The following is a 13829-nucleotide window of genomic DNA, read 5'->3' as shown; positions in this document are numbered from 1 at the left end:
GGCCCTTTCGGCATCGATTTGTTAGGTCACAAAAATCAATTCACCAATTCCGCTGGCCAACTGCCCGCCGCCACTGTGTGTTCCGACCGTTCGGCCGCATTGCCGATGCGAGCGCCGCGGCCCCTTTTTCACTGCGTCACCACCGCCGGCCCGCGCGCGGTTGCAACCGCGCCCCAGCCTGCCGCCGTCGGCAGCCGTAGGGCGACCAGCGTCCGCGCCAGATGCTGGGCAACGGCTGCGGCCGCCTGTTCGGGCTGTCCGCGGCGTATGCCCTCGACGATCGCTGCATGTTCGGCAAGCACCCTGTCGCCGCGCCCACCGGAGATTGTGACGGCGTGCACGCCCATCCGCAACTGACGATCCCGCAGGCCCTCATAGAATTCGGCGAGCACCGGATTGCCAGCGGCGCGCACGATCGTGCGATGAAATTCCCGGTCGCGCTCAATGAACGCAACAGGGTCGTGCTGCACCTCCATCTGGAGGGCGACCAACCTGTCGAGTTCCACGGCAAGCATGTTGCCGAAGCCGGCGGCCTGTCGCGCGCACCACTCCTCCACCAGGCTCCGGGCCTGCATGACCGCTTCGATCTCCGCCTCGGTAATCGGCGGAACATAGGCGCCCTTCTTCGGCACGATCTGCAGGAAGCCGTCGGCTTCGAGCCGCAACAGAGCTTCGCGCACCGGCGTCCGCGACGTTCCCGTCTCGCGACAGACTTCCGCCTCGGTAAGGAACTTGCCCTCGCGGCTGGGCAAGGTGAGCACATGCTGCTTCAGCCAGCGGTAGACCACGTCCTGCGCAGCATCGCTTCGTTGACCTATCGCAGTGCGTTCTGATTGATGCCGCTCGCTCATAGACATCATGTATACATGTTGTTGATTAGAATTTCAAGCAACTTGCCACCTGGCTGCGCCGAGCGCCAACGTCAGGAATTTGCACACCTTGGCGGGTCGGCACGTTCAGCCTTCAGCTTATGACAAGGCTCTGGAACTCCCCGCCGGATAGAAAGCGGTCAGGGCAAACGCGTATTTTGTCGCTCCTGCCATTCAGGAAGTCCGGCCGCTCTTGGCGGTCGATCGGCAAGTCGGTGTCGTCGGGCTGTGTGCGCCTGATGAACCAGGACATTATCGATCTCTATGATCGCCTGCCGAACAAGACCTCGGTAGTGGTGACAGCCGACATCGGCCAGCCGATGGTGTCGACAGCAAACCGCAAAGCCATTCCGATCAAGCCGGCGTGCCGGAAGGATCGATCCTCCTCGGCCCTATAAAATCGATCACAAACTCTATCTTCTGAGCTGGTCGAAAGCACAGGGGCGGGATCTTCCTCGCTCCTGCTGGTGTTGCCGAGCGTCGGCTTGCCCGTACCGGCGCCCGCCTTTGGATTTGATGCTTACGTTGAGCAGCGGATTTTGCGGCGCCGTGTGCAGACGCCACCAGTGACAGCTCATGACCCCAAAAGGACATTCGGCGCGTGGCAATCAAACTTCAGTTTCGAGGCTCAAGCGGTCGTTCTGCCTCGAGCCGGCGGTTGCAGGTTGTTGGGTGTCGCTTTGTAGCCCGGAGTCCCATTGGCCGGACAGCGGCTTCGGGTCCGAAGCGCGACATTGTCGGCGACAGTCAGAAAGGTCTCGAAATGGCGCATAGCCGCCGTCCGCTGTCCTCCAGATCTGGCTACTGGCGCTTGATGCCAGGACAGAATTTGCCCACACCGATGCCGCCTTCGGGTCCGATGCCCCTCACCTGCCCCTCGACAAGCTCCCCAAAATGCCGCGGACGATCGCTCGTCCGACCGACGAACCGACCGAGCGCACCACCGACTTGATTGCCGCCTCCGCCACCGTCTGACGGTTGGAGGGCCGCGGCGCCCGCCGGCCACCGCTGGGCTGAGGAGCGGGCTCGTCATTGCCGAAACCGGGAATGGTCCAGCGCGAACGGCCTGCGTCCTGTTGCTGCGCCTGTGCCTCCTGGGCGTCCTTGGCCTTCTTCTGCAGCATCTCGAAGGCCGATTCGCGGTCGATGGTCTGATCGTATTGTCCCGCAACCGGGCTCTCGGTGATCTGCTTGCGGCGCTCGTCGGGCGTGATCGGGCCAAGGCGCGAGGACGGCGGGCGGATCAGCGTCCGCTGCACCATGGACGGCACGCCCTTGGCTTCCAGCGTCGAGACCAGCGCCTCGCCCGTGCCGAGCTGCGTGATCACGGTTGCGCAGTCGAAATCGGGATTGGGTCTGAACGTCTCGGCCGCCGTCCTGACGGCCTTCTGTTCGCGCGGCGTATAGGCACGAAGTGCGTGCTGCACCCGGTTGCCCAGCTGGGCCAGGACCGTTTCAGGGATATCCAACGGATTCTGCGTGACGAAATAGACGCCGACGCCCTTCGAACGGATCAGCCGGACCACCTGCTCGACGCGGTCGATCAGCACCTTCGGCGCATCGTCGAACAGAAGGTGCGCCTCATCGAAGAAGAAGACCAGCTTCGGCTTGTCCGGGTCGCCGACCTCGGGCAGTTCCTCGAACAGCTCCGACATCAGCCACAGAAGGAACGTCGCATAAAGCCGGGGATTCATCATCAGCTTGTCGGCGGCGAGCACGCTGATGGCGCCGCGTCCATCGCGCGTGGTGCGCATGATGTCGGCGATCCGCAATGCCGGCTCGCCGAAGAAATTGGCAGCGCCCTGCTGCTCCAGGACCAGCAGCGTGCGCTGGATGGCGCCGACCGAAGGTTTCGTCACATTGCCGTAGCGGGAGCCGATCTCTTCGGCGCGGTCGGCGATATTGGCCAGCAGTGACTGCAGGTCCTTCAAGTCGAGCAGCAGAAGGCCTTCCTCGTCGGCGATGCGGAAGGCGATGTTCATGATGCCTTCCTGCGCCTCGGAAAGGTTCATCAACCGCGACAGAAGCAGTGGGCCCATCTCCGAGATGGTGGCGCGGATCGGGTGGCCCTGCTCGCCGAACAGATCCCAGAAGATGACCGGGAATTCCTGGAATTCATAGGGATCGAGCTTGACCTGCTCGGCCCGCTTGACCAGGAAATCCTGCGCTGTGCCCATCATGGCGATACCCGACAGGTCGCCCTTGATGTCGGCGCAGAATACCGGCACGCCGGCATTGGAGAAACCCTCGGCCAATATCTGCAGGGTCACCGTCTTGCCGGTGCCGGTCGCGCCGGTGACCAGGCCGTGACGATTGCCATATTGCAGCAAAAGCTGTTCGGGCCGCTGATAGCTGTCGTCCGGCTTGCGGCTGGCCCCTATGAAGATACTGGTATCGTCGGCCATGTGTCCGGTCTCCGCAAACCTATAGGGTTGAATGCCCTGATCCCTTGAAGAAAAGGGAGCCCCGCCGCAGGTATAGTGAGGCCATTGCGCAGCGACAATGGGCGTTGTCGAAAATGGCTTTTGGAGCTTGCAGAACCTGCCCATGTTTGGCAATCGGTTGACGGTCACCGTCACGGAAGGCGCGTTGCACGGCATGTGTGCTGCATTGTGATATCGGGCCGGGGACCGTAGACTGACATAGTCGGCCGCTGCGGCCGCTAGAACGAGGAGAACCGATGGGCGCCGGTGCCTTGACCCAGGATGCCGAACTTCCAAACGTCGACCGGCAACGATGGCTGGCGCTGGCGGAGAAGGCGCTGGCCGGCGGGTCCTTCGAGGAAAAGCTCGTCTCGCATACGGACGACGCCATCCGCATCGAGCCGCTCTACGAGCGTTCGGTCACGGCGGAGCCTGTCGTGCGCGCCAACCCGGGATCACCGTGGATCGTCAGCCAGCGCATCGACAATCCGGACATAGGCCGCGCCAGTGCGCAGGCGCTGGAAGACGTCGCGCAGGGTGCCACCGGACTGTCGCTTGTCTTCGAGGGTGCGCCGAACGCCTTCGGCTATGGCTTGCCGAGGACGGCGGAGGCGCTGGAGGGCGTGCTCGACGGCGTGCCGCTCAACCGCATCCAGATCCGCATCGACGCCCATCCCTGGAGCCGTGCCGTGGCCGACTGGCTGGTGGCGTTTTTGACCAAGCGCCGCTCCGACCCGGCAAAGCTCAACCTCTCCTTCGGCATCGATCCGGCGGCGATCTTTGCCGGGACCGGCAGGCTGCGCATGTCGATCGAGGCTTTGCAGGCTTCGATGCCGCAATCGCTGGCGCATTTCTTTTCGATGGGTGTGCCCGGCGTGCTGCTGGAGGCCGACGGGCGGGTATTCCACAATGCCGGCGCCACCGAGGCGCAGGAGCTTGGCACCATGCTCGCCTCGGCCGTCTCCTATCTGAGGCTGTTCGAGAAGGCGCGCCAGCCGCTCGTCTACGCGGCGCCGCATATCGGTTTTGCGCTCAGCGTCGACCAGGACCAGTTCGTTTCGACGGCCAAGGTCAGGGCGTTGCGCAGGCTGTGGGCGCGTGTCCAGGAGGCCTGCTCGATACCGCCCTCCACCGCCAGCATCCATGCCGAAACCTCCTTCCGGATGATGACGGCGGCCGACCCGGAAACCAACATCCTGCGCACCACCATCGCCGCTTTCGCGGCTGCCGCCGGCGGCGCGGATTCGATCGCCATCCTGCCGCACACGATCGCGCACGGCCTACCCGCGGATTTTGCTCGCCGCGTTGCCCGCAACGCGCAACTGATCATGGCCAATGAAAGCCACATCGACCACGTCGCCGATCCGGTTTGCGGTTCGGGCGCCGTCGAAGCGCTGACTGCGGAGCTCTGCGCGGCGGCCTGGCAGGAGTTCCAGCAGATCGAGGCGGAAGGCGGCGTGCTGACCAGCCTTGAGCAAGGCCACATCCAGAGGCGCGTCCAGGCAGCTTCCGCCCGCCGCAACACAGCCTACCAGGCGGGCGAACGGGCGATCGTCGGCACGACGCTGCACCCGTCGAAGACCGAGCGTCCGGTCGAGACGCTGGCGGCGGAGCGGCGGCCTGCCTTCACCGAAGGCGTTGCGGTGTGCGAGCCGCTATTTCCGATCCGCATCGATCAGTCGATCGGAGCCGTGCCATGATCCCGGATTTCAGCCAGATCGCCTGGTCGCCGCCACGGCGGGTGCCGGTCGAGGTCAAAGGCCAGCGGATGACGCCGGAAGGCATCGCCGTCAAGCATCTCTACAACCAAGGCGATCTCAAGGGCTTGCCGCACCTCGATACCTATCCGGGCCTGCCGCCTTTCGTGCGCGGCCCCTATCCGACGATGTATGTCCAGCAACCGTGGACGATCCGGCAATATGCCGGCTTCTCGACCGCCGAAGAGTCCAACGCCTTCTACCGGCGCAACCTTGCCGCCGGCCAGAAAGGCCTGTCGGTCGCCTTCGATCTCGCCACGCACCGCGGCTACGACAGCGACCATCCGCGCGTCGCCGGCGATGTCGGCATGGCCGGCGTCGCCATCGATTCCATTCTCGACATGCGCCAGCTGTTCGACGGCATCCCGCTTAACGAGATGACGGTATCGATGACGATGAACGGCGCGGTGCTGCCGATCATGGCGCTCTATATCGTCGCGGCGGAGGAACAGGGCGTCGCGCAGAAGGATCTCACCGGGACCATTCAGAACGACATCCTGAAAGAGTTCATGGTGCGCAACACCTACATCTATCCGCCAAAACCTTCGATGCGGATCGTGTCGGACATTTTTTCCTACACGTCGAAGCATATGCCGAAATTCAATTCGATTTCGATCTCCGGCTACCACATGCAGGAGGCAGGTGCGACGGCGGACCTCGAGCTCGCCTACACGATTGCCGACGGTATCGAATATGCCCGCGCCGGCGTCGCGGCCGGCCTCGACATCGACCGTTTCGCGCCGCGCCTTTCCTTCTTCTGGGCGATCGGCATGAATTTCTTCATGGAAGTCGCGAAGCTGAGAGCAGCGCGCCTTTTGTGGGCCAGCCTGATGCTGAAGAACTTTTCGCCGAAAGACGAGCGCTCGCTGTCGCTGCGCACCCATTGCCAGACTTCGGGCTGGTCGCTGACGGCGCAGGATCCCTACAACAACATCATCCGAACCATGATCGAGGCGATGGCGGCGACTCAAGGGCATACGCAGTCGCTGCACACCAATTCCTTCGACGAGGCAATGGCGCTGCCGACCGACCATTCGGCCCGCATCGCCCGCAACACACAGCTCATCCTGCAGAAGGAATCCGGCACGACGCGCATCATCGACCCGTGGGGCGGCTCCGCCTATGTCGAACGGTTGACGCATGATCTGGCGGCGCGTGCGCTTGCGCATATCGAGGAGGTCGAGAGCCTCGGCGGCATGGCCGCGGCGATCGAAAAGGGCCTACCGAAGCTGCGCATCGAAGAGGCTGCCGCGCGCACCCAGGCGCGCATCGATTCAGGCGAACAGATCGTGGTCGGTGTCAATGCTCACCGTCCCGGCACGGACATCGAAGTCGACGTGCTGAAGATCGACAATGCCGAAGTCAGGGCGCGGCAATTGTCGAAGCTGCAGCGGCTGAAAGGCACGCGTGACGTCGCCGCCGTCGAGAGCGCGCTCGATGCGCTTACCCGTGCTGCCGGGAGTAACGCAAACCTGCTGGAATTCGCCATCCGGGCCGCACGCGCCAACGCCACGGTCGGCGAGATTTCGCTGGCGCTGGAAAAGGTTTTCGGCCGCCATGTCGCCTCGGTGCAGACGATCTCCGGCGTCTATCGCAACGCGCTCGGCGACAATCCGGTGGTCGACCGGCTGCAGGACAAGATCGTCGCGTTCGAGGAGAAGTCCGGCGGCAAGCCGCGCATTCTGGTCGCCAAGATGGGGCAAGACGGCCATGATCGCGGCCAGAAAGTGATCGCCACCGCCTTTGCCGACCTAGGCTTCGACGTCACCGTCGGGCCGATGTTCCAGACGCCGGACGAGATCGCCAGGCTGGCCGTCGAGCATGACGTGCACATCGTCGGCGCCTCGTCGCTGGCAGCAGGCCATTTGACGCTCATTCCCGAACTCAGGCTTGCACTGAAGAAGCTCGGCCGCGACGACATGCTGATCGTCGCCGGCGGCGTCATCCCGCCGCAGGATTACGACGCAGTCCGGCAGGCAGGCGCCACTGAAATCTTCCCGCCCGGCACGGTCATTCCGGAAGCGGCGGACCGACTGATGGATAGGCTGCTGGAGGCCGGCTGACGCTTTGTTATAATATCCGTTGTAACGAGAAACACGCTGAGTTATAATCAGCGTTGCAACAGGATGCCTCACCATGAACACGACCATTCGCAAGATCGGCAATTCCGAAGGCGTAATCCTGCCGAGGGAGCTTCTCGATCGTCTGAACCTGAAGGCCGGCGACCAGCTTCAAATCGTTGAAACAGGTGACGGTCTTGCGCTGAAGCCGGTGGACGACAGCTTCGAGCGGCAAATGAAAGCTGCCCGCGAGGTCATGGACAAATACAAGGTCGCGCTTCAGAAGCTCGCCGAATGAGCTGGGAGCTTCTGACGCGGCGTGCAGTCGAAGCCATGCACGCGGAGCAGTTGCGCCGACACGGCGGAGCACAAGGCTTGAGGGATGAAAATGCCCTCGAATCGGCGCTCGCTCGCGCCGAAAACAAGGCCAACTGCGGAGACCCGTCGGTTGAGGAACTCGCAGCCACCTATGTCTTCGGCATTGCCAGAAATCATGCCTTTGTCGACGGCAACAAACGCACGGCCATTGTCGCGGCCGGCGCATTTCTGATTGTGAATGGTTATGCCCTGTCGGCCAATGACGGCATGCTTTACGAATTCGTCATGGGCGTCGCCGCCGGCGAAATCGACGAGGCTGGTGCCGCGGCGTTCTTCCGCGATCATGTCGTCAAGCTCGAAGACTAACTGTCGGAGAGCTTGACGATCTCCCATTCCTTGCCGTTGACCACGGCAACTTCGCCGACCTTCTTGCCGAACAGCGCCATCGCCATCGGCGACATATGGGAAATTGTCCCTTTGCCCGGATTGGCTTCGTCCTCGCCGACGATCTTCCAGTGCACCTTCTTGCCGTCGTCGCTTTCCAGGGTGACACCCATGCCGAAACGAACCAGGTCGCTGCCCGGTTCCGGCACCGAAAGCTCGGCGCTTTCACGCCGCGCCGTCCAATAGCGGAGATCGCGCGAGACCAGCGCGATGCGCTCGCGGTCGGCCCTCTTTTCGGCTCTGCCCAGTTCGTCGCGCAGAGCGGCCACCTCGGCATCGATCAGCGCCATGCCGCGTTCCGTGACCAGATTGCGGTGATGGCTGATCGGCCGCTCGCCGATGCCGGCAATGGCGTTTTCGCTGTCTTCCTCGCGGGTGAAGGCCCTGCTCATCTGACGAACTTAGGCTTGGAATGGCGACTCCACAAGCCATTGCTGATGAAGAGGCTAATGGTGAAGATCTGGGTTCAGTACCCGAGATTAGACAGCTGCTTGGGGTGTAAAGCTGACCATGCGAATGCCTCAACTTGGCGCACTATCGCGCTTCGAGGGCCGCAAGGCTAAGGTCCGGTTGCGCAACTAGGTAGCGGAGCCCCTTGGTTCCGACGTCGCCTTGCTCAACGATATTGAAGCCGTGCCGGCCGAGATCCGCTGCAACTTTGTCCAAATCGACGTAACCATGCCGGTGGAGCCGAAAGGTGCTCTTCTGGCGCGGCGGTTTCGCAAAATCGACGATAAGCACACGACCGCCCGGCCTCAGGACGCGGAAGGCCTCTCTGCCGAATTCCTCGCGGCCCTTCTTTGGCAGATGGTGGAACATCAGCGTGCTGAGGACGACATCAAATTCCCCATCCTTGAAAGGCAGTTCCTGAGCGGTGGCGGTCGAGAACCCGACTTGTAGCCCGGCTCGCCGGGCCTTTGCCGTCGCGCGCGCAACCATTTCGACGGAGACGTCGACGCCGTGCACACGCCCCTCCGGCCCCACCTTCTGTCTGGCAAGGAGCGCGGTGGTGCCGGTGCCGCACCCGACATCCAGGACCACTTCTCCCGGTTTCAGCTCCGCAAAGCTTAATATCCTTTCGCGAAAAGCACGTTCGCGACCGAAGGTCAGAAGCCACGCCAGCATATCGTACAGGGCGGCGGAATGAAGCGTGATGCCGACATGCGGCGCCTTCTCCTCGCCGGCGGCCGGTCTGCGGTCCTTGGCGGACAGCCGCCGGTGAGCGCTTTGCCATATCAATAAGCTCGCGACTACGACGAGTGCACCAGCATGAAGCAGGAGGACGGGAACTCCCAAGGAAAAGACCGCATTTGCCTGTCCCAACGAGAAAAATGCCGCGAGCACCACGGCCATTTTGACGAGCGCGACTAGCGCATGCCCTCCAACTATTGTTCCGAAAATACGTTGGTGCATTGCTTTATCTCCGGCCAGCCGGGCATCGCGCCGGGCCTTCCGCAAGAGCATAGGATACTGGACAGTGTGTCCAGTATCAGTTTTACTGGCCACATCGCACCGACGCGCCCAATACTGGACGATTTGGTGTCCTTTGGCCGGAAAAGGATGTTGCCGATGCCAGCCGGACCGATCGACCGTCGGGTCGCCAGGACCCGCAGCCGACTGCAGCAGGCGCTTTTCAGACTGACCGCCGAGAAGGGATATACGGCGATCACGGTCGAGGACATCTGCAGGGAAGCCGATGTCGGCCGCTCGACTTTCTACACGCACTATCCCGACAAGGACTACTTGAGGAAAGCAACGATCGACGAGCATATGAAGGGCTTGCAGGCACGTGGTGCCGAACGCCATTCGCAGAGAAATGCCAAGGGCTTTTCCTTCAGCGGTCCGGTGTTCGAGCATGCTCTTGCCACGCGGGAGATGCACCGTGCGCTGATGGGCGGGAAAAAGCGCGAAATGCCAGAAGAGATCCGCGGCTGGATAAGCAGGCAGGTTCGCCATGAGTTGGCGAATATCCAAGGTGATGAAGGCGGAGTCAGACTTGAGATCGCCACACGCTTCATCGTTGGCGCGTTCTTTGAAGTGATGCACTGGTGGCTTGAGAGGGATACGAAGCTGTCCCCCGCGGAGATCGACCAGACATTCGTGCAACTTGCCTTCAACGGGGTAAATGCGGTGTTCGCCGAGCCAACGAGGATCGAAGAGAGGCTCAAGAGGGGCTTCGTTTGATCGCCCACAGAAGGGCCGAAAGCGATATTCCGTCCTGGCTGGCAAGCTTCAGATTTTCACCACGAGTTCGACCGGGCTAGTCTGGCACGAATCCTGCGGCGTGAGCGTTGGCCGCAAGGGATCTGTGCCGATGTTGAACAGAAGAACGCTGCTTGCGCAGACCACCGGCTTTGCCATCATGAGGCTTTCGCTTGGCAAGGCAGCGGCGAAGAACCTGCCCGGCATTGAGAAAGCCGCGACGCGTGGCGCGATCAACGCGACCGAGCTCGGCGTCCGGCCCGGCGCGCTAGACGATCAGAGCAAGGCTTTCACCAAGCTGCTGCGCGACGCGCACGACCGCGACATGCCGGTGTTCCTGCCGCCGGGGATCTATATCGTTTCCAACCTGTCGCTGCCCGGCCGCGTGCGCCTGTCCGGCGTGCCGGGCGCATCGCGGATCGTCTATGGCGGCAATGGCCATCTCATTATGGCCGAACGGGCCGAGCATATCGAACTCAGCGGGCTGGTGTTCGATGGCAGCAACCGCTGGATGGGCGACTACACGCAAGGCCTGCTCGATCTGCGCCGCATCGCCCATCTGGTCGTCGACAACTGCCAGATGACCGGCAGCGGCAAGAACGGTCTGGCGCTCGAACATGCCTCGGGCCGAATCGAGCGCTCGGCGATATCCGGTGCGGCCGATGCCGGCATCTATTCGGTCGAGGCCGATGGCCTGGAAATATCAGGCAATAGCGTCTCCGACTGCGCCAATGGCGGCATTCTCGTGCACCGCTGGCAGGCGGCGGAAGACGGCACCATCGTCAGCGGCAACCGGATCGAGCGCATCCAGGCGCGCAGCGGCGGAACCGGCCAGAACGGCAACGGCATCAATGCGTTCCGCGCCGGCAACGTCATCATCTCCGGCAATATTGTCTCGGATTGCGCGTTCTCGGCGATCCGCGCCAACAGTTCCAGCAATTTGCAGATCACCGGCAACACCTGCTCGCGTTCGGGCGAGACGGCCGTGTATTCCGAATTCTCGTTCGAAGGCGCCGTCATCGGCAACAACATCGTCGATGGTGCTGCGAACGGTATTTCGATCGTCAACTTCAACGAAGGCGGCCGCATGGGCGTGCGCTCCGGCAACATCGTCCGCAATCTGTCGACCAGCGGTCCCTACCCTGCGGACGCGCCCGGCTTCGGCGTCGGCATCAGCGTCGAGGCCGACACCACCGTTTCCGGCAATGTCGTCGAGAATGCGCCGCTCTACGGCATGCAGATCGGCTGGGGACCGTTCATGCGCAATGTGGTCGCCACGGGAAACATCGTCCGCAAGGCCGGAACCGGCATCGTCGTCAGCGTGGTCGAAGGTGCCGGAACGGCAATCATCTCCGACAACGTCATCGACGGGGTCCAGAACGGCGCGATCGTCGGCCAACGCTGGGCCGAGCGAGTGACCGGTGACCTCGCCGCATCAGGCAATGCCGGCTACGCGCATTTGACCGTCGAGCGCAACCACGTCAGTTGAGGGTGGCCGTCGGCCGGAGCGCGCCGACTTTGGCGCCGATCCGGCTTTCGATGGGCGGATTTGCCTGTTCGATCAATTTCACAGCGAGCGCGTGGTCGGCGTGCAGCAGCTTAGCCAGCACGGCCGCGACCATCACTTCAGCGGCGCGGCCGGCGCCATCGTCGCATTTCAGCGCGATGCCAAGGCCAAGCTCCGGAAGGGCTGCACAAAAAACACCTTCGGCGCCTCCCTTGACGAAAATCCGACTCGGGGCGGCCTCCATCATCGCGACGTCGGACCTGCCCGTGCCGGCGACGAAAAACGGCTCGGCCATGCAGGCAGAAAGCAGCCGCTTCGCCGCCCGGGCGCGCACCGGCTCGAAGCCGGCACCTGTCGCCATGCGGGCAAAGCCAAGGGCAAAGCTGCGCAACGGCACGGCATAGGTCGGAATCGAGCAGCCGTCGGTGCCGCGGTGATCGGCGTCATGGGCAGCACCGGTCACCGCCTGCATCGCTTCGCGCACCATCTCCTGCGAAGCATGGCCAGCCTTGACGTAACCACGATGGGCGATGCCGCTGTGAACGCAGGTGCATAGGAAGCCTGAGTGCTTGCCGGAACAATTGTTGTGCAAGGTGTTCGGCGCACGGCCGGCGCGCGCGAGCGCCAGCGTCGCCCCGTGGCTCGACGGCCAATGCGCGCCGCATTCGAGTGCCGTCTCGTCGAGGCCGGCTTTCGCCAGCATGGCGCGCGCCAGCTCGACATGCGGCGGCTCGCCGGAATGGGAGGCGCAGGCCAGCGCCAGCTCCCGGTCACCGAAGTCGTAGGCATCGGCAGCGCCGCTCTCGACCAGCGGCAACGCCTGGATCGCCTTGACCGCCGAGCGCGGGAACACAGGCTGTGCCGTGTCGCCGATCTCCCAGACGGGCTTGCCGTCGGCGTCGAAGACGGCAACAGCGCCGCGATGGGCGCTCTCGACGATAGCGCCGCGCAAGACTTCGACCAGAACCGGATTTGTCATGTCACCTCCCGCAAATGCGGGCGGGTTTATCTGATCCGGTCGAGAATGGAAACGTAGTTGGCGACCGCGGCACCACCCATGTTGAAGATGCCGCCGAGCTTTGCTCCCGGCACCTGGATGCCGCCCGCCTCACCGACGAGTTGCATCGCGCCCAGCACATGCATCGATACACCGGTGGCACCGATCGGGTGGCCCTTGGCCTTCAGCCCGCCAGACGGATTGACCGGCAGCCTTCCATCTTTCGCCGTCTCGCCATCCAGGGCCAGCTTGGCGCCCTCGCCCGGCTTGGCCAAGCCCATCGCCTCATACTCGATCAGTTCGGCGATGGTGAAACAGTCATGCGTCTCGACGAAGGACAGGTCGCCGAGCGTCACGCCCGCCTTCTTCAGCGCCTGGTTCCAGGCCTGCTCGCAGCCTTCGAATGCGAGAATGTCGCGCTTCGACATCGGCAGGAAATCCTGAACATGCTCATTGGCGCGGAAGGCGACGGCGCGGCGCATCTTCAGCGCCGTGGCCGTGTCGGCAAGGACAAGCGCGGCGGCACCGTCCGACACCAGCGAGCAGTCTGTGCGCTTCAGCGGACCGGCGACGAAGGGGTTTTTTTCGCTTTCCTGCCGGCAGAACTCGTAGCCGAAATCCTTGCGCATCTGCGCGTAGGGATTGTCGACGCCGTTCTTGTGGTTCTTGGCGGCGATCATCGCCAGCGCATCCGACTGGTCGCCGTAGCGCTGGAAATAGGCTTGGGCGATCTTGCCGAAGACGCCGGCGAAGCCTGCCGGCGTGTCACCGTCCTCCGGCAGATACGAGGCCTTGAGCAGGTTCTTGCCGATCTCGGGACCGGGCGTCGTCGTCATCTGCTCGGCGCCGACCACCAGCACGATACGGGCGGCATTGGCGTCGATGGCGCGGATGCCTTGCCTGACCGCCGCCGAGCCGGTGGCGCAGGCGTTCTCGACGCGGGTCGCCGGCTTGAAGCGCAGCCGGTCATCGGCCTGGAGGACCAGGCTCGCGGTGAAATCCTGGGCGGAAAACCCGGCGTTGAAGTGGCCGAGCACGATCTCGTCGACGTCATCTGGACCGATGCCGGCATGATCGAGCGCCTCGACTGCCACCTTGGTGATCAGGCCCTCCAGCGTCTCGCCTTCGAGCTTGCCGAAGCGCGAATGCGCCCAGCCGACGATGCATGCTGTCATGGCAACCTCCATCCTGCGGGCCCGGGCTACGCGATACTGCGCGCGCATCAGCATTGTTCAAGCATGAACCGTTTCGC

At 63.3% G+C, this 13829-nt stretch carries 12 protein-coding genes and 1 pseudogene; 7 read left to right on the top strand and 6 right to left on the bottom strand.

Annotated features, from left to right (window positions below):
* Window positions 1–128: 128 nt before the first annotated feature.
* Window positions 129–788 (bottom strand): GntR family transcriptional regulator, encoded by a 660-nt coding sequence (locus tag NKJ32_RS05815; protein ID WP_352827013.1) that lies wholly within the window; start codon window positions 786–788, stop codon window positions 129–131.
* 275 nt (window positions 789–1063) lie between these two features.
* Between NKJ32_RS05815 and NKJ32_RS05810 the strand changes: the two are divergent.
* Window positions 1064–1293: pseudogene (locus NKJ32_RS05810) on the top strand (L,D-transpeptidase); the annotation flags it as partial.
* A 442-nt stretch (window positions 1294–1735) separates the two neighbouring features.
* Here the strand turns inward: NKJ32_RS05810 and NKJ32_RS05805 are convergent.
* A complete protein-coding gene (locus NKJ32_RS05805) occupies window positions 1736–3274 on the bottom strand; it encodes a helicase HerA-like C-terminal domain-containing protein (protein WP_352591605.1) in 1539 nt (512 codons plus the stop codon).
* A gap of 275 nt (window positions 3275–3549) precedes the next feature.
* Between NKJ32_RS05805 and NKJ32_RS05800 the strand changes: the two genes are divergently transcribed.
* The 4 genes from NKJ32_RS05800 (at window position 3550) to NKJ32_RS05785 (ending at window position 7793) form a co-directional block, all read left to right on the top strand.
* A complete protein-coding gene (locus NKJ32_RS05800) occupies window positions 3550–4992 on the top strand; it encodes a methylmalonyl-CoA mutase subunit beta (RefSeq protein ID WP_352591602.1) in 1443 nt (480 codons plus the stop codon).
* Entirely contained in the window at window positions 4989–7112 is a 2124-nt protein-coding gene (gene scpA, locus NKJ32_RS05795) for a methylmalonyl-CoA mutase (RefSeq protein ID WP_352591599.1), read from the top strand. The genes NKJ32_RS05800 and scpA overlap by 4 nt, the downstream gene beginning before the upstream one ends.
* A gap of 73 nt (window positions 7113–7185) precedes the next feature.
* Window positions 7186–7407: an AbrB/MazE/SpoVT family DNA-binding domain-containing protein gene (locus NKJ32_RS05790; protein WP_095496758.1), complete on the top strand. Its 222-nt coding sequence runs from the start codon at window positions 7186–7188 to the stop codon at window positions 7405–7407.
* A complete protein-coding gene (locus NKJ32_RS05785; RefSeq protein ID WP_352454295.1) occupies window positions 7404–7793 on the top strand; it encodes a type II toxin-antitoxin system death-on-curing family toxin in 390 nt (129 codons plus the stop codon). Before NKJ32_RS05790 ends, NKJ32_RS05785 begins: the two co-directional genes overlap by 4 nt.
* On the opposite strand, the gene NKJ32_RS05780 is transcribed toward NKJ32_RS05785, so the two are convergent.
* Both NKJ32_RS05780 and NKJ32_RS05775 read right to left on the bottom strand, forming a co-directional pair.
* Window positions 7790–8263 (bottom strand): GreA/GreB family elongation factor, encoded by a 474-nt coding sequence (locus NKJ32_RS05780; protein WP_352507466.1) that lies wholly within the window; start codon window positions 8261–8263, stop codon window positions 7790–7792. The two genes, NKJ32_RS05785 and NKJ32_RS05780, sit on opposite strands and share 4 nt — an antisense overlap.
* A gap of 142 nt (window positions 8264–8405) precedes the next feature.
* Window positions 8406–9224: a class I SAM-dependent methyltransferase gene (locus NKJ32_RS05775; protein ID WP_352591595.1), complete on the bottom strand. Its 819-nt coding sequence runs from the start codon at window positions 9222–9224 to the stop codon at window positions 8406–8408.
* Window positions 9225–9245: 21 nt separating this feature from the next.
* Between NKJ32_RS05775 and NKJ32_RS05770 the strand changes: the two genes are divergently transcribed.
* Both NKJ32_RS05770 and NKJ32_RS05765 read left to right on the top strand, forming a co-directional pair.
* Window positions 9246–10055, top strand: a complete 810-nt coding sequence (locus tag NKJ32_RS05770; protein ID WP_352645789.1) for a TetR/AcrR family transcriptional regulator — start codon at window positions 9246–9248, stop codon at window positions 10053–10055.
* Window positions 10056–10185: 130 nt separating this feature from the next.
* The gene (locus tag NKJ32_RS05765) at window positions 10186–11562 is read left to right on the top strand and encodes a TIGR03808 family TAT-translocated repetitive protein (RefSeq protein WP_352827011.1); all 1377 of its coding nucleotides are present in this window, start codon (window positions 10186–10188) and stop codon (window positions 11560–11562) included.
* On the opposite strand, the gene NKJ32_RS05760 is transcribed toward NKJ32_RS05765, so the two are convergent.
* Both NKJ32_RS05760 and NKJ32_RS05755 read right to left on the bottom strand, forming a co-directional pair.
* Window positions 11555–12559: an asparaginase gene (locus tag NKJ32_RS05760; protein WP_352591586.1), complete on the bottom strand. Its 1005-nt coding sequence runs from the start codon at window positions 12557–12559 to the stop codon at window positions 11555–11557. The genes NKJ32_RS05765 and NKJ32_RS05760 overlap by 8 nt on opposite strands.
* 26 nt (window positions 12560–12585) lie before the next feature.
* Window positions 12586–13752, bottom strand: coding sequence for an acetyl-CoA acetyltransferase (locus tag NKJ32_RS05755; RefSeq protein ID WP_352591583.1), 1167 nt, complete (start codon window positions 13750–13752; stop codon window positions 12586–12588).
* Between the last annotated feature and the right edge of the window lie 77 nt (window positions 13753–13829).

The sequence above is a fragment of the Mesorhizobium sp. M0159 genome (assembly GCF_040322295.1).
In the GTDB taxonomy this organism is placed as follows: domain Bacteria; phylum Pseudomonadota; class Alphaproteobacteria; order Rhizobiales; family Rhizobiaceae; genus Mesorhizobium.
The sequence above is the reverse complement of the archived record's forward strand: the minus strand, read 5'-3'. Positions and strand labels throughout refer to the sequence as shown.

Excerpts from the sequence above, each read along its gene's own strand:
- NKJ32_RS05805 (WP_352591605.1), bottom strand. The coding sequence starts at position 3,274 with ATGGCCGACGATACCAGTATCTTCATAGGGGCCAGCCGCAAGCCGGAC.
- NKJ32_RS05800 (WP_352591602.1), top strand. The coding sequence starts at position 3,550 with ATGGGCGCCGGTGCCTTGACCCAGGATGCCGAACTTCCAAACGTCGAC.
- scpA (WP_352591599.1), top strand. The coding sequence starts at position 4,989 with ATGATCCCGGATTTCAGCCAGATCGCCTGGTCGCCGCCACGGCGGGTG.
- NKJ32_RS05790 (WP_095496758.1), top strand. The coding sequence starts at position 7,186 with ATGAACACGACCATTCGCAAGATCGGCAATTCCGAAGGCGTAATCCTG.
- NKJ32_RS05785 (WP_352454295.1), top strand. The coding sequence starts at position 7,404 with ATGAGCTGGGAGCTTCTGACGCGGCGTGCAGTCGAAGCCATGCACGCG.
- NKJ32_RS05780 (WP_352507466.1), bottom strand. The coding sequence starts at position 8,263 with ATGAGCAGGGCCTTCACCCGCGAGGAAGACAGCGAAAACGCCATTGCC.
- NKJ32_RS05775 (WP_352591595.1), bottom strand. The coding sequence starts at position 9,224 with ATGGCCGTGGTGCTCGCGGCATTTTTCTCGTTGGGACAGGCAAATGCG.
- NKJ32_RS05770 (WP_352645789.1), top strand. The coding sequence starts at position 9,246 with ATGCCCTCCAACTATTGTTCCGAAAATACGTTGGTGCATTGCTTTATC.
- NKJ32_RS05765 (WP_352827011.1), top strand. The coding sequence starts at position 10,186 with ATGTTGAACAGAAGAACGCTGCTTGCGCAGACCACCGGCTTTGCCATC.
- NKJ32_RS05760 (WP_352591586.1), bottom strand. The coding sequence starts at position 12,559 with ATGACAAATCCGGTTCTGGTCGAAGTCTTGCGCGGCGCTATCGTCGAG.
- NKJ32_RS05755 (WP_352591583.1), bottom strand. The coding sequence starts at position 13,752 with ATGACAGCATGCATCGTCGGCTGGGCGCATTCGCGCTTCGGCAAGCTC.